General features: G+C 40.8%; 15 protein-coding genes and 1 tRNA gene. 7 read left to right on the top strand and 9 right to left on the bottom strand.

What is annotated here, in order from left to right:
- Positions 1–100 precede the first annotated feature (100 nt).
- Genes I8748_RS31625 through I8748_RS31615 form a run of 3 tightly spaced genes read right to left on the bottom strand, consistent with a single transcriptional unit; the run spans position 101 to position 1,909 of the window.
- Positions 101–313 carry a hypothetical protein gene (locus tag I8748_RS31625; protein WP_198128430.1) on the bottom strand — a complete coding sequence of 71 codons (213 nt, stop codon included), beginning with the start codon at positions 311–313 and terminating at the stop codon, positions 101–103.
- A gap of 1 nt (position 314) precedes the next feature.
- Positions 315–593 carry a hypothetical protein gene (locus I8748_RS31620; RefSeq protein WP_214662837.1) on the bottom strand — a complete coding sequence of 93 codons (279 nt, stop codon included), beginning with the start codon at positions 591–593 and terminating at the stop codon, positions 315–317.
- Positions 572–1,909 carry a ParB N-terminal domain-containing protein gene (locus I8748_RS31615; protein ID WP_198128428.1) on the bottom strand — a complete coding sequence of 446 codons (1,338 nt, stop codon included), beginning with the start codon at positions 1,907–1,909 and terminating at the stop codon, positions 572–574. The genes I8748_RS31620 and I8748_RS31615 overlap by 22 nt, the downstream gene beginning before the upstream one ends.
- A gap of 351 nt (positions 1,910–2,260) precedes the next feature.
- Here I8748_RS31615 and I8748_RS31610 point away from each other — a divergent pair, with 351 nt between their 5' ends.
- Positions 2,261–2,599 carry a helix-turn-helix domain-containing protein gene (locus I8748_RS31610; RefSeq protein ID WP_198128427.1) on the top strand — a complete coding sequence of 113 codons (339 nt, stop codon included), beginning with the start codon at positions 2,261–2,263 and terminating at the stop codon, positions 2,597–2,599.
- A gap of 77 nt (positions 2,600–2,676) precedes the next feature.
- Positions 2,677–2,907: a hypothetical protein gene (locus I8748_RS31605; protein ID WP_198128426.1), complete on the top strand. Its 231-nt coding sequence runs from the start codon at positions 2,677–2,679 to the stop codon at positions 2,905–2,907.
- Here the strand turns inward: I8748_RS31605 and I8748_RS31600 are convergent.
- The 5 genes from I8748_RS31600 to nifJ all read right to left on the bottom strand — a co-directional run bounded on the left by I8748_RS31600 (position 2,897) and on the right by nifJ (position 10,191).
- Entirely contained in the window at positions 2,897–4,024 is a 1,128-nt protein-coding gene (locus I8748_RS31600) for a site-specific integrase (RefSeq protein ID WP_198128425.1), read from the bottom strand. The two genes, I8748_RS31605 and I8748_RS31600, sit on opposite strands and share 11 nt — an antisense overlap.
- A 207-nt stretch (positions 4,025–4,231) precedes the next feature.
- Positions 4,232–4,303: transfer RNA gene (locus tag I8748_RS31595), tRNA-Cys, on the bottom strand.
- Between the two features lie 247 nt (positions 4,304–4,550).
- Positions 4,551–5,582, bottom strand: coding sequence for a dihydroorotate dehydrogenase-like protein (locus tag I8748_RS31590; protein ID WP_198128562.1), 1,032 nt, complete (start codon positions 5,580–5,582; stop codon positions 4,551–4,553).
- Positions 5,583–5,599: 17 nt separating this feature from the next.
- Entirely contained in the window at positions 5,600–5,788 is a 189-nt protein-coding gene (locus I8748_RS36415; protein WP_404800387.1) for a hypothetical protein, read from the bottom strand.
- Positions 5,770–10,191, bottom strand: coding sequence for a pyruvate:ferredoxin (flavodoxin) oxidoreductase (gene nifJ, locus I8748_RS36410; protein ID WP_404800385.1), 4,422 nt, complete (start codon positions 10,189–10,191; stop codon positions 5,770–5,772). Before nifJ ends, I8748_RS36415 begins: the two co-directional genes overlap by 19 nt.
- Positions 10,192–10,713: 522 nt before the next feature.
- On the opposite strand from nifJ, the gene I8748_RS31570 reads away from it, so the two are divergent.
- A complete protein-coding gene (locus I8748_RS31570; RefSeq protein WP_198128424.1) occupies positions 10,714–11,784 on the top strand; it encodes an ATP-dependent 6-phosphofructokinase in 1,071 nt (356 codons plus the stop codon).
- 278 nt (positions 11,785–12,062) lie between these two features.
- Here the strand turns inward: I8748_RS31570 and I8748_RS31565 are convergent, their stop codons facing one another.
- Positions 12,063–12,452 carry a response regulator gene (locus I8748_RS31565; RefSeq protein WP_198128423.1) on the bottom strand — a complete coding sequence of 130 codons (390 nt, stop codon included), beginning with the start codon at positions 12,450–12,452 and terminating at the stop codon, positions 12,063–12,065.
- Positions 12,453–13,429: 977 nt separating this feature from the next.
- Between I8748_RS31565 and kaiC the strand changes: the two genes are divergently transcribed.
- The 4 genes from kaiC to I8748_RS31545 all read left to right on the top strand — a co-directional run bounded on the left by kaiC (position 13,430) and on the right by I8748_RS31545 (position 19,000).
- A complete protein-coding gene (gene kaiC, locus I8748_RS31560) occupies positions 13,430–15,142 on the top strand; it encodes a circadian clock protein KaiC (protein ID WP_198128422.1) in 1,713 nt (570 codons plus the stop codon).
- Positions 15,143–15,169: 27 nt separating this feature from the next.
- A complete protein-coding gene (locus I8748_RS31555; protein WP_198128421.1) occupies positions 15,170–15,484 on the top strand; it encodes a circadian clock KaiB family protein in 315 nt (104 codons plus the stop codon).
- A gap of 8 nt (positions 15,485–15,492) precedes the next feature.
- Positions 15,493–15,852, top strand: coding sequence for a circadian clock KaiB family protein (locus tag I8748_RS31550; protein ID WP_198128420.1), 360 nt, complete (start codon positions 15,493–15,495; stop codon positions 15,850–15,852).
- Positions 15,853–16,075: 223 nt separating this feature from the next.
- Positions 16,076–19,000: a PAS domain S-box protein gene (locus I8748_RS31545; RefSeq protein ID WP_198128419.1), complete on the top strand. Its 2,925-nt coding sequence runs from the start codon at positions 16,076–16,078 to the stop codon at positions 18,998–19,000.
- Positions 19,001–19,235: the final 235 nt, after the last annotated feature.

The following is a 19,235-nucleotide window of genomic DNA, read 5'->3' as shown; positions in this document are numbered from 1 at the left end:
AAACTGTGACATAATTAGATTCTCATTGAAATCTATCAAAATTAATTTCTCAAGATGAAATACCTAGCTCTGGGGGCTAGGTATTTTTTTAATGAATGAATCAAAACTGCCAAAAATGCTTTTTCAGCTTATAAGTTAAAGTCGGTAGTGGTGTAATGTAAAGAAAGTAATAAGCCACCTTGTCTTCACTGCTTAATCTTTGTAAGGCGGTGAAAATCTCAGGATAACTAGCCCCAGTTGTATCCTTTAATTCCCCAGCATTACAATCTCTTCTAGCTAATTCATACTCAATCCTTGAAATCAAATCTTTCATATTACAAATCAAATAAAGACAATTGATCTGAGGTTTCACCAACCTTATTTTCATTTTCGTCCAGCCCCAACCTAGAAAAAGCCTTTCGGCGCTCGTCTAGCCAAATTTGGTAGGGGTGATTTTTCTGCAATTCAAATGGGTACGCCGCATCAATAGCACATCTTAATCGTGCTTTTTGATCTTTGTTCATGGAATTTAAATCAAATTTGGCAACCACACCCTCAATTGCTGAGGTCGCTTCACGCCTCCAAACGTTCATCATGCTGCTTTGCTCCCACATTGATGCAAAGCTTGATAAGCAGCTTCGATGTGGGCTTTGTCCCAACTTGGCGAAGCTTTGATGATGGCTTGATTAAGCTGCTCTGGGGATAATCGCATCAGAGCGATCGCTGCTTCAGCGATCCAAGCATCCGCAGTCGTGCTGAGGTTGACAACAGTGGCGGCTTGTTGTTGATTGTCGGATGTATCAAAGCCTTCGTTGCGTTCTTGGTCAGGTAATACCTGCTCCCCTTTTCCCAAACCCAGTTCGGCTTGTTTTTGTGCGGTTTCCTGAGCAACTGAAGTAACTGAAGTGGCTGAATCTTGCTCGGCAGTTTCAATAGGTTTCATATCTGAGAGCAAAATATTTTCGCGCTCATTTTCATCGCTTCCTATTAGGTGGCACATCGCCATATTGCCGGAAATAACGCGAACTTCGGCATGATTGCCTTTGAATTTACCTCTGGTAATTTCCACCACCTCAGTTTCCTTGGGAAGCCAAGGTTTTTGTGCTGCTTTGGTAGCAGAAGATGTTGAAGATCTTGAAGATCTTGATTTTTGGCTGTAAGTCGAGCCATTCCGGCTCACTTTTCTCCCCTGCTCCCCCGCTCCCCCTGCTTCTATCTGGCGGATTCCGCCAGATAGCTCAGCACGGAGTCGTCCCACAGTATCGTGATGCACACCCGTGCGACGAGCAATTTCTCTGTCGCTCCACTGCTTCCATTCATCATCTTGCAGCAGTGTCATCACCGCGCGACGCTTGTCTTCATTTGTCCGCCGCAAACCGTGATTGCTGTTGGCTCCCACACTGAAAAGCACAGCATCACGGCGCGTTCCCTGGCGGATATCTGCATCAATTTCTGTAAGGCGCGCTTGCTTGGCACTAAGGCATCTGTGAAAGCCATCTGCCAGCCAGTAATTCTCGCCATCATAAAAAACAATGATTGGCGGAAAAATTACCTCATCCCGCCAAGCAGCTGCATACTCATCCACAATTTGCTGATTGATACCAGCACGAGATTGCGTTCCACCATCAAGCTTGATAGTGGCTAGGTGTAATTTCGCTGACTTATTATTTCTTCTTTGAACAGTGGCCAAGATAACTGATTGACCAAACTGTATGGCGGCTTCTAAAGCATTAATACCGCTGATCAATGCATTGTCTTGGGTAACAATAATTTCGGGTAAACTGCCCTTATTTTTTAAAACTTGAATTATTCTTTCTACTTCCTTTATATCAGCAACAGTGTCTTCTGATACTCTGATATCTGTAGGATTAATTGGGCGCAGATCACCGCGAATGTTATTAGTTATCGCAGCTTCGATTGTTTGTGGCATAATATCTCCATTGATTGATTTAGCGGCTTTGAAGAACCCTGAGAAAGTGCATCAAAGCCGGACAATTAATTCAATGGACTGAAGTAATCTTAGATTACCTCAGTCCATTTTTTATTGCGGTAAACACGGAATTAGCAAATATTTTCAAGAAACGATGATAGCAGCCAGTCGCACTCCATCTGCGGTTTCTTGATGTGTGGAAAAAGACATTTTTTTTCCTTGCTTTTATCTTCATTAGCTGACTCTTTCGCATAAAAAATGCAAGATTTGCAATTTTGACTGTGACACATCGCTTTGTGTCACAGCCTTTAACTGGTTTTATTGGATATGTCCTCTTTCATAATATACACTATGAGTACAAATGTTAGACTAGAAGTCAGCATTGAAGCAATTCCCATGATTCCCATCACTCACATAGACAGGCTCATCTGGAATGAAAGACTTGGTAAAAGGCTAGAAACCTTAAGAGGCAGTGTTTCTAGGAGGGAAATGTGTGAAAGACTAGAGGTGGCAGGATTCCATATCACGATTAGCGGATTAGCAAAAATCGAGCGAGGAGGGGTTGATTCTATTGATGCGAGAATGATTGTTTCGATTCTGGCAATTCTAGGAATGGGCTTGGAAACCATGTATCCAACGTTCTCGGCAGATAAAAAGCTTGTGTCTACGCTTGAGACTTTGAGTGCATAAATAGTACTTTAAGTATTATTAATTTTCGCCTGGCGCCACTCCACTCAAGCAGGTGGCTCCTGGAACACCACGCAAATATGCCAAAAACCAAGTTAAAACCCAACGCAATAGATGAATCGAACCTCTTAACCCTAGAAGAGGCTTACCGAAAACTGGGAAAGGGCTTTAGTCCTAGATCCCTAAGAAGAAAAATTGCCAGTGGTGAATACAAACAAGGCATTCATTACTTCCGCTCTAATGGCGTGAACGGCATTATCAAAGTCAATATTTTGGCTATCAAGCAAAACTTGATTGATATCAATAGTTAGGCGGCTTGGGTCTATCAGGCTTGGCGATCGCTTTAGCGTAATCTGCCAAATAAACCGCCTCATCGAACCAAGCGCGGTACACCTGGAGGTGTACTGATAATGAGTGACCCATGAATTTTGCTGCTCTGTCTGGCGCGATGTCAAATTCAAAGCAGCGACGGGCGTAGCTGTGTCTGAGGTTGTAAGCAGAAAAAGGGGCCTTGTTGTCAAAAAACCAGCCAGATACTTTGGTACCAATTTTGGAATTAGCGTAGTCCAAACTAATATCTGGCAAGCAAATTTTATGCAGCTGCCAAGCGTCTGCCCATTCAGGGTACAAGGGAACTACAATACGCTTCCCCGTCTTGCCATTCAGCACCCGAATAGTAGGAAAATCCTGCAAGTCAAGGCGGAACGCCTCATAATTCCGCAAACCATAAGTCGCCATCATCCGCACCACCCAGCGCCACGATGGGGTCTTGATGGAGTCGCAAAATTCAAAAATCTCTTTATCTGATGGGAGCGATCGCGGGTCAACTGAGCGCACAGAATAATTACCCGTAAGCTTGCGAATTTGCTCGATTCCCTCCAGTTGGGCAAATTCAGCCAACTTATAGCAATAGTCACAGGCGCGCTTCCTGGAACGGCTATCAGGTTCGGTTGAGCGAATGTAATTGAGTAATACCTCAATAGTCAATGGCTCATCATGTGACAATTTGGAAAACACTAAGCCGTGGTCTTTCTTCCAATTCGCCTCGCGCTCTGGTGTGCGTTTTATCCGCTGCCAATAATCTTTCTCATACTCAGCGCACCAATCCTTCACTAGCCTAGCTTCTACCCTATTGGGAGCGACTTTATCTAGATCAATCCAGTCTGCCCAGTCAAAAGTTCCAGCTTGTAGTTGCCCAGTCAGTAACATGGCTTTAGCCGTAGCGTATTTTATGCCTTTTTCGGAAGCGATCGCATTTTTCCCCAAAGATACAAACTGAGAATAATCCCCATTCTTATTAATGTGGGGTTTTGGTGGCAAGGTTCCCCGCAACCACAGCCTGTTTTCACGCCTGTAAATTACTACTCTTGTACCCTTTTTCTTCAGCCGCTCGTTCGCCTGCTGGATCTTTTGATCAATCGCATCCATTTTGTAGCAAAAATTGTGACTACTTTTGGCATGATAAGGCTAAAAATGGCAAAGTTTGGCAAGGTAGGAGGATTAATTTTTACCCCAGTTTTACCCCAATCAATAATTTTGTACGCTCAACTTGACGTTAAGCTAAAATAATAAAACCCTTGTCTTGCAAGGGTTTTTAGGACATTAATTTGTGAACAGTGACAAATAATTTGTTAAAGGCGACAGGCGGATTTGAACCGCCGAATGGAGGTTTTGCAGACCTCTGCCTTACCACTTGGCTATGTCGCCTTAGTTAGGTTTTCCTTAAACTACTCTAAGGTATTACCTGACTGAGTAGCTATTAGGTCATAACTAAATAATGATAGCATATAGCCCAGAGGTTAACCAAATATTTTTCGTAATCTTTAGGCGATCGCTGGGTTAACTTGACTGTTTTTCGGTATTTTTCGACTGATGTTAAACAGTTTACACGCGATCGCTTTTCTTGGGCCTAAACGGCAGGCCTTTGTTGCTCAAATAGCCCTAAGTGAAATTTTTAACCAAAGTAATACGATGTGTCGTGAGGGGTTGCCCATTCAGGTTTATAGGTAGTAAGAGAGCGCATATACTGGGCACGTTCAAAGGCGCTAGGATTTGGGCAATGCTTTTGACTCATACTCCCCTGCATTTGCTGTACTGATTCGTATTCGTGTTTTTGCATCCATTCGCATATTTCCTGCTCAATGACTCGAATGTGGTTAATACCATGTCGTAGTAGTACCGAGCAAAGCATCGTAATCTTGGCACCAGCCATGAGCATTTTTAACGCGTCTTCACCTCTATGAATACCGCTAGTTGCAGCCAAATCGGTATGAATGCGACCATAAAGAATTGCAATCCAGCGCAGAGGTAATCGCATTGCTTGCGGTGTACTTAACAGCACATTGGGTTCAACTTCCAGGAGATTCAGATTAATATCCGGTTGGTAAAACCGATTAAACAGTACCAAAGCATTAGCACCCGCTTCATCTAAACGTTTTGCCATATTTGCCATATTAGTGAAGTATGGGCTGAGTTTGACTGCTACGGGGATAGTTACTACTGCTTTGACTGCACGCAGAATATCAATATATGTCTGTTCAATTTCATGACTCGTCAGTTCTATATTGGTAGGGACATAGTAAATATTCAATTCTAGTGCGTCTGCTCCTGCTTGCTGAATTTGTTTAGCATAGTTTGTCCATCCACCAACGGAAGAGCCATTAAGACTGGCAATAATTGGAATGCTCACCTTCTGCTTAGTTTTGTGAATATGCTCTAAATAAGTTTCTGACCCTACCCGAAAGTTAATTGAATCAGGAAAGTAAGTTAATGCTTCAGAAAAACTTTCAGTACCTTGGGTGAGGTGATGGTGGAGTTCATAACGTTCTAGGCGCAACTGTTCTTTAAATAATGAATGCATCACCACTGCTGCTGCACCTGCTGCTTCCATACGCTGGATGTTGTCAATGTCCTCAGACAGAGGAGATGCAGAGGGGACAAGAGGCGATCGCAATTTCATCTCCATATAATTTGTAGTCAAATCCATCATGATTAATCCTATTTTCAATGTGATGTAGAAGCTAGTTTTCTTTTGTGCAAAATCTTCAGTTGCTCAAACCAAAAAATACTGAAAACTCCTGCGGTTAAACAGATTGCCAAATCAATTGGATGCAGGATAGAAAAGCGAAACAGATGCCGCAAAACAGGTAAGTAAAGTACAAAGGCTAGAAAAACTAACGCCCCACCCAACACCCACCACAAAGCTGTGTTTTGTAACTTTTCACAGTGGGACGAACGGGATCGGCTAATCCTACCAATCCGAGAAACTGAAAATTGAAATCATGTTGTTCTACCGGGAGGTCTGTATGCTGGAAGTATGCTTTAGCTACACCCAAGATTTGCAAGCCAGCACTAGCCATCTCATTAATTTTTTGAGATAGCTGGTGTATTTGTTCTGGGTTGAAATGACATAAATCTGCGATCGCTTCTGGTGCGCCTTTGGCTGCAATAATGTAGTCTAAACCATCAGGTGATTGCCAAACATGGGACATCGCCAGCAAGTGTGGCGATAGTGGATATTCACGAATTAATTGCCAGTCGTCATGCAAATGTTCAGTATGGGCTAAATAATTATTACCCAAGTCTTTAAAAGCCTTCTCCATTGGGTCAAAGGGGTCTTTTTGACTAGCCAAAATACTAAACTCGACGATTTGATGGAAAGTTTCTGGCAGTTCCTCCCGTTCGTGTAAGCTGAGTTCGTAAAGCTGATTTTCGACGAACAACTGACTAACTGACATCTGGTTAAAGGTCAACGTACCCGTTTTATCAACACACAACACCGTTGCTGAACCTAATGTTTCCACAGCAGGCATTCGGCGTGCTAAAACGCGTTTCTGGGAAATCCGCCACGCACCCAAAGCCAGAAAGATGGTCACCACAACGGGAAATTCATTCGGCAAAATCGCCATTGCTAAGGCTAAACCAGCCAAAAACCCATTTAGCCAATTTCCTCTAGTGATGCCGTAGATTATGACAATAGCCGCACAAATAGCGATCGCGATCGCAGCGAGTTTTTTTACCAACTCTCCGGTTTCCTTTTGTAATAGGGTTTCTTCTGGACTCACCGTTTGCAAAGCCTTACCAATCTTCCCAAGTTCAGTATAAATCCCAGTAGCTTTGGCTTCAGCGATACCTTGACCTTGAACGATCAACGTTCCAGAGTAAACAAAAGGCAAGTCATCGCCGCCAGGACGACCCATTTCTACCCTACCATTTGCAACTTTGCGTACTGGTATCGATTCACCCGTGAGTAGAGATTCATCAACTGTTAAGTAAGTAGAAGCTAAAAGTATGGCATCAGCGGGGACGCGATCGCCTTGAGCTAAAACTAGAATATCTCCCCGCACCACCTCACGTCCCGCAATGCGTTTTTGTTTGCCGTCACGAATTACCAAAGCACGAGGGCTAGATAAATCGCGCAATGCTTCTAAGGCACGTTCTGTTTTATGCTCTTGATAGAGAGTGATGCCCATAATGAAGAACACAAAGCCGAGAAGAATTAGTGCGTCTTGCGCCTCACCCAAAAAGATATAAATTGCACCACAAGCAACAAGTAGGAGAAAAATTGGCTCTTGCAAAACTTCAGAAGCGATCGCCAAAATACTACGCTGTTTACTAGAGGGCAATTCGTTATAACCTTCTCTCTTCAACCTATAAGCTGCTTCTTGTTCAGAAAGTCCAGTGATGGTATTGAGGTCGAGTTGATAACCCATAATTGTGTTTCCTCGATTTGGGTTGTGAAGATAAATCTCACGTTGCGCTACTTTTTCTCGCTGTTCCCAAATATCAGCTTCGTCTTTTTGTTCGGCATTCAGGATACTATTTGCTAACTCTTCACCTACATTTGTTGTCAGTTGTTTGAGTAATTCAGCGGCGAATTGTGCTTGTTTATCAATGGAAATACGAAAACCAAGTCCAAATTCGGCGTTGTCTTCAAATAACGAATTTGACCAAGCTGGGCCACGTCCTTCGCTATTATGCGTCCAGGGGGTAGTAGGTAAATTCCCGCCATAGATAGAAGAACAACCGGTGGCGTTAGCAACAATCATGCGATCGCCGAACAACTGCGTTGCTAATTTAATATAAGGTGTCTCGCCACAACCAGCACAAGCCCCAGAAAATTCAAACAATGGTTCTTGCATTTGCTGCTGGTTAATATGAGTCAGCTTGAGATGGCTTCTATCTGGATTGGGAATATTCAAAAAGAAATCCCAATTTTCCCGTTCTTGTGCGCGTAATGGTCTTTGCAGTTCCATGTTAATGGCTTTGCGGCGTAGTTCTGATTTATTCTTCGCCGGACAAACATCTACGCAAATACCGCAGCCAGTACAATCTTCTGCTGCTACTTGAATAGTGTATTTTAAACCTTGCCAATCGTGGTCTTTGGCATTGGCACTTTTAAATGTCGGTGGTGCATTTTCTAACTTCTGAGGTTCGTAAACCTTACTACGGATGACACTGTGAGGGCACACCATCACACACTTACCGCACTGAATGCAGACATCTGTATCCCAAACAGGTATTTCTTGGGCAATGTTACGCTTTTCCCATTTTGCCGTGCCAGTGGGATAAGTACCATCTGCCGGTAAAGCGCTAACTGGTAGTTCATCACCTTGACGAGCAATGATTTTACCTAAGACATCACGGATAAATGGGGAACTCGGGGCCCCCTCTGGGGATAAGGGGCGATGGGTATTAGGGATTGGGGATTGGGAAAACTCTTCCCAATTCCCAATTCCCAATTCCCAATTCCCCACTTCATGTAGATTATCTAATGTGGTATCTACAGCTTTCAGGTTCATTTGTACAATTTCGTCGCCTTTTTTGCCGTAAGTCTTACGGATGGAGTTTTTGATTTCTGCAATGGCTTCTGCTTTTGGCAATACACCCGATAGGGCGAAGAAACAAACTTGCATGACTGTATTAATTCTGCCAGCCATGCCTGCTTGACGAGCGACTTTATAGGCATTAATCACATAAAATCTGAGATGCTTTTGAATAATTTGCTCTTGTATTGATGGCGGCAGATGATGCCAAACTTCATCCTTTTCATAAGGAGAATTAACTAAGAATGTACCGCCTCGTATGATATCTTTGAGCATAGGAAATTTTTCGATAAATTCCCATTGATGACAAGCAACAAAGTTAGCTTTACTAATTAAATAGGTCGAGCGAATTAATTGTGAACCAAAGCGTAGGTGAGAAACTGTGACAGAACCTGATTTTTTGGAGTCGTAGACAAAATAACCTTGAGCGTAATTGTTTGTTTCTTCGCCAATAATTTTGATTGAGTTTTTATTCGCGCCTACTGTGCCATCTGCACCCAAACCATAAAAAATTGCTCTCACGGTGTTGTCTGGTTCGATGCTAAAGTCAGGGTCATAATTCAAGCTGGTATAGGTGACATCATCATTTATTCCCACAGTAAAATGATTTTTTGGTTCAGCCGCAGCAATGTTATCCAAAACGGCTTTAATCATCGCTGGCGTAAATTCTTTAGAAGATAAACCGTAACGACCACCCACAATAGATTTTAGATTGTCTTCGTAAGTTGCAGCGACTACATCCAAATACAATGGTTCACCAGATGCACCGGGTTCTTTGGTGCGGTCTAAAACTGCGATGCTACGGGTAGTTTCTGGCAAGGCGGCGACAAATTGCACAGCATCAAATGGACGATATAGTCTTACTTTCAAAACCCCTACTTTCTCACCACGGGCGTTGAGATAATCTACTGTTTCATGTACAGCCTCGCAACCGGAACCCATCAGCACAATGACTCGTTCGGCTGCTGGGTCGCCGTGGTATTCAAATAGTTGATACTGTCGCCCAGTCATGGCGGCAAATTCATCCATCACTTTCTGGGTGATGTCTGGACAAGCTAAATAGTAAGGATTGACAGTTTCCCTGGCTTGGAAGTAGACATCAGGGTTTTGTGTTGTACCGCGCAAAACGGGTTTGTCGGGGGTGAGGGCGCGTGACCGATGGGCGAAGACTAATTCATCGGGAATGAATTCTCGCAAATCATCTTCTGTTAAAGTTTCTACTTTGTTAATTTCGTGGGAGGTACGAAAGCCATCAAAAAAGTGTAGGAAAGGTATCCGCGATTCTAAGGTTGCCCTTGTTGCTATCAAAGCAAAGTCTTGTGCTTCTTGCACTGATGCCGCACACAGCATAGCAAAACCAGTACTACGGGCTGCCATAACATCACTGTGGTCGCCGAAAATCGAGAGGGCTTGGGCAGCTAGCGATCGCGCCGCAATATGAAAAACTGTAGGTGTGAGTTCTCCGGCAATTTTGTACATATTGGGGATCATCAACAATAATCCCTGGGATGCTGTAAATGTGGTTGTCAGTGAACCTGTTTGCAAAGCGCCATGTACAGCACCAGCCACACCTCCTTCACTCTGCATCTGTACCACCGAGGGAACAGTACCCCAAATATTGTGTTTGCCTTCACTAGCCCAAGCATCCGCCCACTCAGCCATTGGTGAAGAAGGAGTAATGGGATAAATCGCAATGACTTCATTCAGTCGATAGACAACTTGGGCAACTGCTTCATTACCATCTATGGTTGCAAAGCTTCTTTTGTTCATCTTCTGACACCTGTGTCTCTAAGGGCTAGCAATGACTAAGCTAGATTTACTTTTGACACTAAGATAAGAAGTTGAGAAACTTGTGAAGACCAGGACTTATACCAATTCGTAATTCGTAATTCGTAATTAAGAAAGTCGGCGTTGCTGAGTGAAAGTATGAATCTGTCTCACGCAGAGGAGGACACTTCCACAGGAAGGCTATGCCGACAGCCTTTGCAAGTGGCGTCGCGCACCAGGCGCAGAGAGTAAGAGTTTGAGAAATGAAACTTTTGACATTCATACCTCAATTCAGCACACCCCACACCCGACACCCGACACCCGACACCCTTCTCCTTGACTCCTCACAACTTCCTCAAATTTTTGACTTAACCTCAACATACAGCCAAAAAAGGGTTCAAATTTATGGAATCAAGCAAAATGGCGCAATTATTTAGCTTTTTCCAGAAATATTTAGTATTTCTCCCATTAGAGCAAAATTTTGACTTGTTGCATAGAAATGTTTCAGGTTGAGGTGTGATGACCATGCAAAAGCGACTTGGCATTCTTACCAGTGGTGGTGACTGTCCGGGACTTAATGCTGTAATTCGGGCAGTTGTTAACCACGCTACTCTCACCTATAACTGGCAGGTAGTGGGTATTCCTTATGCGACTAGAGGGCTTCTAGAGAGAAAGGCAATTCCTCTCAGCATACATGGTCTAGACTTACGTGGTATTGACCCCTTGCTGAATATGGGAGGCACCATTCTTGGTAGCATCAATAAAGGAGATACTCTATCTCATGTTGATGAAATTATTGCTGGCTATCATGATTTAGGACTAGATGCCTTAATTGGTATTGGTGGAGATGGCAGTTTAGCAATTCTCAACCAACTGCAAAGCCAAGGCAACTGGCAGTTCATCGCCATTCCGAAAACAATTGATAATGATGTCGGCAAGACAGAAAGAGTAGTGGGGTTTGATACTGCGGTCAATACAATTGTTGATGCCCTAAATCGCTTGACATTTACAGCAGCCAGTCACGATCGCGTAATGATTGTCGAAGTCATGGGACGCACAGCTGGTCATTTAGCACTACACTCTGGTATTGCTGGGGGTGCAGATGTGATTTTAATTCCCGAAATCCCCTATACAATCAAAGGTGTGTGTGAGCATTTAGCAGAATTACGCGATCGCTGGGAACGCAGATTTGCAATTGTAGTTGTAGCAGAAGGCGCTCAAATAGCAGCAGATTCATCTAATTATGCATCCTGCGAAAAGCTATCCTGTGGTATGGGTCAATACATAGCTGATGAACTTCGCTGTTGTAGTAACCATCAAATTGACATTCGGGTTTCCGTTTTAGGACACATCCAACGCGGTGGTATTCCTTCAGCTTTAGACCGTTTGATAGCAACAGCTTTTGGCAAAGCTGCGGTAGATTTGTTAGCTGATGGGCAATCTGCACAAATGGTAGCTTGGCAAAATGGACAAGTTGTAGCAGTTCCTTTAGAAACAGTTTTGGCTTGCAGTCCATGTCTTGTAGATCCCAATAATTTCTTAGTAAAAACTGCGCGATCGCTTAGTACTTACATTGGCAATGTGGGCATTAGTTGACACTTCCTTACGAAGAGTAAATACGCCTGAAACCCTCACCAATGATTGCGACAGATGCCTTCACAAAACCTAGACGTAGAAGGCGATTCACAATCCAAAATCTAAAATCCGCTCATCCAAAATCCAAATTGGTATTATATCACGTTCGCGCTTATTACTTATAATTCGGAGTATGTGTGCAGAAACCTTAAAATTCTCTCCCCTGCACCCTTTCCCCCCTGCTCCCTTGCAGTCTTAATGATAAGTCTTTAACCGGACACGATATTACACCCACCTACTTATAGCTGAGTCACTTGATTCCAATTCAGAATCTTACAGATTTCATCAACTAAATCTTGGGGGAGACAAGGCTTAGTAATTACCCCTGCTACCCCTAAGTTTCTCAACTGCTGTTGTTCGGTAGTTTGAGCTTTAGCTGTCACCATAATAGTAGGAATATCACAGGTTGCAACACTTTCCTGTAGCTGCTTAAAAGTTGTCGGCCCATCCATATCAGGCATCATTACATCTAGTAAAATGGCATCAGGATGCTCAGATTCTGCAATTTCTATTCCTTCACTACCTGAAGATGCTGTTAGTATATCCCAGCCAGCCACTGACTCCAACGAGATTTGAATAATTTCCCGCACACTATCTTCATCATCAATTACTAAGAGTCGCTTTGTCATCTTTTCTACTCCTTCTTGAGCTACAGATACTTTTGTCAATCAATACTAGTACTCTGTCTCATTAATTGTGATAGGTGAACTCATTCTTAATTTCTCCTCTTTTTCTTCCTCTGTGTTCTCTGCGCCTCTGCGGTTCGTTCCTTGACCCAGCAAAATTAATGCGGTAGACCACTAGGTTTTTGATTGACGTAAGTTCGACAAACCTCTCCCTCCTAACCTCCCTCGCCTTTGACTCCCTTCCCGCTGTAAGATTAGCGATGCAAATTTTTCTTTGCTGCTCCTCTGCTCCCTTGCTCCCCTGCTGTCTAAACGGTAATCTTCAGGTGGAAAAGGAGTAGGAGAGAGAGGAACAACGAAGAAATCAAGGTTTGACTCCCCTTTCCTTGTAAAAGAGGGGTTGGGGGAGAGGTCATAACAGTACTCATCGACCTCATGTTTAATTAGCAAACTTCCTTTTGATTGTGATTTCAAGTAATATGACTAGAAAATTTTACTAATATCCTGATAACAAGACATTAACTAATAGTTGTGAAGATTTTGTGAGTAGATAAAAATTTTAATAAATACAAGTTAAACCACATAAAATATCTCAGGACTCAAGATTATTTGTAATTTGTTAATTATTGGCAGGATATTGTCTGAGATAATATCTTTTCACCGAAAATGAATAAATTAAGACAAATATGATAGCAACACAGTAATTATATTGGATATTTATTACACCATTCTGGGGCAGTACTATAGGCGCAACTGAGTTAGCAGGAAAGTTTTTGAGAAGATGATACTCATTTTCAATTCATACTCTTCGAGAGAATGCATGGGTTCTAGTTAAAGGTTGCACTTCTTCACAAAATCCTCACAAACTTTCTCTAGACTAGTACACCGTAATAAAAGTGAGATAGTTTTGATAATTCATTTTCCTGATAAATACCATCTCTATTGTTGTAATTTTTCTTAAATAAACACTTAGTTAAGATATGAACAAACCCAAAATTGATACACAAGTAAAACCTACTACGCTTGCCAAATGTCCAACAGGAATTCAAGGGTTAGATGAAATTACTTATGGAGGTTTGCCACAAGGAAGACCAATACTAATTTGTGGTAGAGCAGGTTGTGGTAAAACACTGATGGCAATGGAATTTTTGGTGCGGGGTGCTACTCTATTTAACGAACCAGGCGTATTTATGGCGTTTGAGGAAACGGCTGAGGAGTTGACACAAAATGTGGCTTCCTTGGGGTGGGATGTAGCAAAACTAATCAAAGAAAAAAAGCTAGTAATTGATCATGTTCATGTAGAACGCAGTCAAATTCAAGAAACAGGTGAATATGACCTAGAAGCATTATTTATTAGATTAGGCTATGAAATTGATGCGATCGCAGCTAAAAGAGTAGTTATAGACACACTAGAAGTATTATTTGGCGGTTTAGATAACGCTGCGATCGTGCGAGCTGAACTGCGGCGATTATTTCTGTGGTTAAAAACCAAAGGTGTTACAGCTATCATTACTAGTGAAAGTGATGAAAATAGCCTCACACGTCATGGTTTAGAAGAATATGTTTCAGATTGTGTCATCCGCATAGATCAGCGTGTCAGTAATGAACTTTCAACTCGGCGATTACAAATTATTAAATATCGCGGTTCTAAGCATGGATCAAACGAGTATCCATTTTTAATTAAAGAAGATGGTATTTCTGTTTTGCCAATTACCTCTGTCGGCTTAGATTATCCAGTCACAAACGAATGGATATCTAGTGGGATCAAACGCCTGGATACAATGTTGGGAGGACAAGGTTTCTTTCGTGGTAGCAGCATCTTAATTTCTGGTACGGCGGGAACTGGTAAAAGTTCATTTTGCGCTCATTTCGCTGATGCAACTTGTCAAAGAGAAGAAAAATGTCTTTATTTCGCCTTTGAAGAATCTCTGCAACAGATTATTCGCAACATGCGTTCTATTGGTATTGATTTAGAGCCTGCTGTTCACAAAGGGTTATTAAAATTCCAAGCATTACGCCCAACGTATTACGGTTTAGAAATGCATTTGGTGAATATGCTGAGTACAGTTAATGACTTTCAGCCTAATACAGTCATTATCGACCCCATATCTAACCTCACCTATGGCAGTAATGATATTCAGGTGAAATCCTTTATGATGCGTCTGATTGATTATCTGAAAACAAAAAATATTACAACATTATTGACAAATTTAAACGAAGCTAATAGTGCTTTTGTCGAATATACAGAAATAGGGATTTCTTCATTAGCAGATACTTGGATACTGCTGCGGTCTGTAGAGAGTAATGGCGAGCGTAACCGCTTAATTCATGTACTTAAATCTCGTGGTACATCACACTCTAATCAAGTGCGAGAATTTCTATTAACTGATGAAGGGGTACAATTATTAGATGTGTATCTAGGAGCAGAAGGTGTACTCACAGGTACAGCAAGAATTATACAAGAAGCAAAAGACAAAGCTGCTGCTGTAACTCGCCAGCGAAAAATTGAGCAAAAACAGCGTGATATTGAACGTAAACGTTTACTAATGGAAGCACAAGTTAAAGCTATACAAGCTCAATTTGAAATTGACAAGAAAGAAATTGAAAGGTTAATTTCTATTGAGGAAACACAAGAGAAAGTTTTATTCGAGGAACAAGAGAAAAGGTTTTATTTACGCCAAGCAGATACATAGGTAGATATATTAATAGTGGAGTGCTATATGAATCCTCTGTCTGAATGTAGTCATACAGAAAAAATTTGGGAGTTACGGCTATATGTAGCTGGACAAACTCCTAAATCTTTAAAAGCATTTGCTAATTTGAAAAAAATTTGTGAAAAGTACCTAGAAGGCCAATATCGTATTGAAGTAATTGACCTCATGGAAAATCCCCAATTAGCTAAGGGAGACCAAATATTAGCTATCCCAACTTTAGTGAGAAAATTACCGGAACCTGTAAAGCAAATAATTGGAGACTTATCCAATACTGAGAAAGTATTAGTAGGACTGGATTTACGTCAAGTTAACATCAACTAAGGATAGCCATGAATAATTCAAACCAAACTAACCATAGTTCCGATGAAGTAATTATAGAATCTACTGAAGATTTTGAAAAAGCGCTAGCAAATATAGACGTACAAAAATATGTCTTACGTTTGTATGTTGCGGGCAATACCCTCAAATCCATGCGTGCTATTCAAATGCTGAAAAAAATTTGTGAAAAATACTTAGAAGGACGCTATGAAATGGAAATTATTGATATATACCAACAGCCGGAGACTTTAGAAAGAGACCATATATTTGCTGTACCTACTCTGATTAAAGAACTTCCACCACCTCTACAAAAGTTAATTGGCGATTTAACAAATGTTGATAAGGTGATCGTTGCTTTGGATATTGCTTGATATTCGACGATAAGAAAATTATTTCTAACTCTAGAGTAAATCGGGAATTAGTAATAATTAATAGTAAATTAAGCTCTGAACATTGCACTTATTTTTTTGAGGAATTAAATATTATCTTTGTGTTTTTGTATAAATAGCAATATTTATGGAATAAAAGGCAAAAATTTATTTTAATGTCAATTAATTACGATTTACGATTTACGATTTCTTTAGGGTGATTGCAGTGAAAACAAGCCAAGAACTTGAACTTGAAAATATAGCTTTACGTAATCAAATACAAGTTTTAGAAGAAACTTTTAGAGCCATTAAAATGGGTGAGGTAGATGCTTTAGTTATATCTAGCAGTCAAGAAGAACGAATTTTCACTTTGCAAGATGCTGATTATCCTTATCGTGCTTTTTTGCAAGAAATGCATGAAGGCGTTGTTACTATAGATGATTACGGAACAATTCTTTACTGTAATCAACCTTTAGCAGTAATGCTTAAAAAGCCACTAGAAAAAGTAATCGGCTCTGGCTTTGAGGATTACATAGCACCACAAGAAAAACAGGTATTTCAAGGATTGTTTCAGCAAGCAAGACAGGAATCTTTTCGAGGAGAGGTTTACTTAATTGCTGAGGATGAAACTCAAATACCTGTTTATTTGTCTTTTAAGCCATTGCAAATAGACGAAGTAGCCGTTACTTGCATAGTAGTAACCGACTTAACCGAGCAAAAACGTAATGCGGAAATTGTAGCGGCTGAAAGACTAGCAAATTCTATTCTAGAACAAGCAGCCGAAGCAATCATTGTCTGTGATCAAAGTTGGCAAATTATTCGCGCCAATCAAGCAGCACAGCAACTATGTGGTCATAATCCATTATTTCAACCATTTGCTTTGTCGTTTCCACTCCAATGTAATTATTGTAGTGATTATCAAAAAATAGAAAAGTGTTTGTTGATTAATGAATCCACAAATTGTCAGCAAAAGCAAGAAATATTTTCACTATCTAGTTTACTGCAAGGTCAATATTTTCAAGGAGTGGAAGTTTTGTTAAACCGTGAAGATGATAGTGAATTTCATTTACTCTTAAGCGCTGCTCCATTATTAAATTTAGACAAGCAAATTATTGGTGGTGTAGTGACATTAACTAATATTACTGAGCGCAAACAGACAGAAGAAAAAATAGCACAGCTTGTAATGCGTGAACAAGCTGCTTGTGCAGAAGCGGAAGCAACCAAAAATCGTTTATCTACTATATTAGAGAGTATTAACGATGCCTTTGTATCTGTCGATAGTAATTGGCACTATACCTATGTTAATCAAAAAGCAGCAGAAATTTTCGGCAGAAAACCACAAGATTTAATTGGTAAAAATATTTGGCAAGAATATCCCGAAGAGGTAAGACAGCATTTTTATGAAGCTTGCGATCGCGCTTTCACTGAGCAAAGTTTTATTCAATTAGAAGAATATTATCCATCGAGTCGCCGCTGGTTTGAAAATCGTATTTATCCTTCTTTGGAAGGCATATCAATTTTTTTAAAAGAAATAACCAAAGAAAAACATAATGAGATTGCATTGAGAGAAAGTGAGGAACATTTAAGGTTAGCTTTAGAAGCTTCTCAGATGGGAATTTGGGATTGGAACATTCTCACTAACTATATCAAATGGTCAAGCCGTCAAGAGGAAATATTTGGTATAGCTCCAGGTAAGTTTGTAGGTAACTATGAAGCTTTTCTCGCCTGTCTCCATCCTGAAGATAGAGAAGCGATTCACCAAAAAATAATTGATGCTACAGACAATAAATCTGAATATTATGTAGAATTCAGAGTTATTTGGCCTGACAGTAGCATTCATTGGATGGCGGCTAAAGGAAAATGTATCTATGATGACGAAGGTAAACCAGTACGAATGATTGGTACTTGTTTAGATATCACACAAAGCAAACAAGCAGAAGCAATTTTACGACAATCAAAGGCAGAATTAGAAATCAAAGTTGCAGAGCGAACTGCTGAATTATCTCAAGCAAATTCACACTTGCATAGATTAATCAATATTCTCACAACCACTATTAACCAACAAACAAAAATTGAAGCTCAACTAAGTGAAGCAGAACGCCGTTGGCGCAGTTTATTAGAAAATGTGCAGTTATTAGTTATTGCACTGGATAAAACAGGGAAAGTTGAATACGTTAATCCTTTCTTTTTAGAATTGACTGGCTATACTCAAGAGGAAATTTTAGGTAAAGAGTGGATTGCCAATTTTATCCCACAGCATCAGCAACATGATATGCAAAAGTGTTTTGTGGAAATGCTAGAGCAAGAATTACATTCTCACTACCAGAACGAAATTATCACCAAATCTGGAGAAGAACGTATAATTGCTTGGAACAATACTCTACTACGAGATTCACAAGGTGCAATAACAGGTACTATGAGCATTGGTGAAGATATTACCCAACGCTATACATTAGACAAAATTAAGAATGAGTTTATCTCTGTTGTCAGTCACGAGCTACGTACCCCCATGACTTCAATCCAAGGAGGTTTAAACTTGTTGAAAACTGGTTTAGTAAAACTGGATTCTGAAAAGGGTCAGCGTATCATCAAACTTGTCTCAGACAACTCCGAACGTCTAGTCAGATTAGTGAATGACATTTTAGATTTAGAAAGATTACAATCTGGAAAGATTAGTTTAAATAAACAAAAAGTTAATGCTAGTGACTTGCTTATAGAAGCCACAGATTTGATGCAGTTAATAGCTAATAATGCTGGAATCAACTTATCAGTCTTACCTCAATCTATTGAGCTAACAGTTGATAAGGATCGGATGATCCAGGTACTAACAAATTTACTAAGTAATGCGATTAAGTTTTCACCTAAAGGGTCTACTGTATCAATGAGCGTAGAAAAAATCAAAGCAAAAGATGGTGCTATTTCCCATGTGTTATTTAAGGTACAAGACCAAGGTCGAGGGATTCCTGCTAACAAATTAGAATCTATTTTTGAGCGGTTTCATCAAGTGGATGCTTCTGATTCCCGCAAGCAAGGTGGAACAGGCTTAGGTTTAGCGATTTGTCGCAATATAGTCGAGCAACACCACGGACAAATCTGGGCTGAAAGTCAAGTAGGAGTAGGTAGTATTTTCTACTTAAAGCTACCTTTGTGAAATATAGCTAGGGACTGGGGAACTCGGGGCCCCCACGACCGGAGGGAGTGGGGATTAGGGGTAATGGGGACTAGGGACTGGGTGAAAAGTCTTTTTGTGTCTGGGTTTTATCATCTGTTGAAATCTGTTGAACTCACGTTAAAGGGAGTCACTGCGCCTAAAACCTCAAATGAAAACAATTTTCTTAATTACGAATTAAGAATTACGAATTACGAATTAGCATTAGCCGCACCTT

Origin of the sequence: Amazonocrinis nigriterrae CENA67, from assembly GCF_016056305.1 — a bacterium.
Taxonomy (GTDB): Bacteria; Cyanobacteriota; Cyanobacteriia; order Cyanobacteriales; family Nostocaceae; genus Amazonocrinis; species Amazonocrinis nigriterrae.
The sequence above is the reverse complement of the archived record's forward strand: the minus strand, read 5'-3'. Positions and strand labels throughout refer to the sequence as shown.

What these genes read in the sequence shown, in the direction of transcription:
- I8748_RS31615 (WP_198128428.1), bottom strand. Translation starts at nt 1,909, where the DNA reads ATGCCACAAACAATCGAAGCTGCGATAACTAATAACATTCGCGGTGAT.
- I8748_RS31590 (WP_198128562.1), bottom strand. Translation starts at nt 5,582, where the DNA reads ATGGATTTGACTACAAATTATATGGAGATGAAATTGCGATCGCCTCTT.
- I8748_RS31605 (WP_198128426.1), top strand. Translation starts at nt 2,677, where the DNA reads ATGCCAAAAACCAAGTTAAAACCCAACGCAATAGATGAATCGAACCTC.
- I8748_RS31555 (WP_198128421.1), top strand. Translation starts at nt 15,170, where the DNA reads ATGAATCCTCTGTCTGAATGTAGTCATACAGAAAAAATTTGGGAGTTA.
- I8748_RS31620 (WP_214662837.1), bottom strand. Translation starts at nt 593, where the DNA reads ATGTGGGAGCAAAGCAGCATGATGAACGTTTGGAGGCGTGAAGCGACC.
- I8748_RS31600 (WP_198128425.1), bottom strand. Translation starts at nt 4,024, where the DNA reads ATGGATGCGATTGATCAAAAGATCCAGCAGGCGAACGAGCGGCTGAAG.
- nifJ (WP_404800385.1), bottom strand. Translation starts at nt 10,191, where the DNA reads ATGAACAAAAGAAGCTTTGCAACCATAGATGGTAATGAAGCAGTTGCC.
- I8748_RS31550 (WP_198128420.1), top strand. Translation starts at nt 15,493, where the DNA reads ATGAATAATTCAAACCAAACTAACCATAGTTCCGATGAAGTAATTATA.
- I8748_RS31570 (WP_198128424.1), top strand. Translation starts at nt 10,714, where the DNA reads ATGCAAAAGCGACTTGGCATTCTTACCAGTGGTGGTGACTGTCCGGGA.
- I8748_RS31610 (WP_198128427.1), top strand. Translation starts at nt 2,261, where the DNA reads ATGAGTACAAATGTTAGACTAGAAGTCAGCATTGAAGCAATTCCCATG.
- kaiC (WP_198128422.1), top strand. Translation starts at nt 13,430, where the DNA reads ATGAACAAACCCAAAATTGATACACAAGTAAAACCTACTACGCTTGCC.
- I8748_RS31625 (WP_198128430.1), bottom strand. Translation starts at nt 313, where the DNA reads ATGAAAGATTTGATTTCAAGGATTGAGTATGAATTAGCTAGAAGAGAT.
- I8748_RS31565 (WP_198128423.1), bottom strand. Translation starts at nt 12,452, where the DNA reads ATGACAAAGCGACTCTTAGTAATTGATGATGAAGATAGTGTGCGGGAA.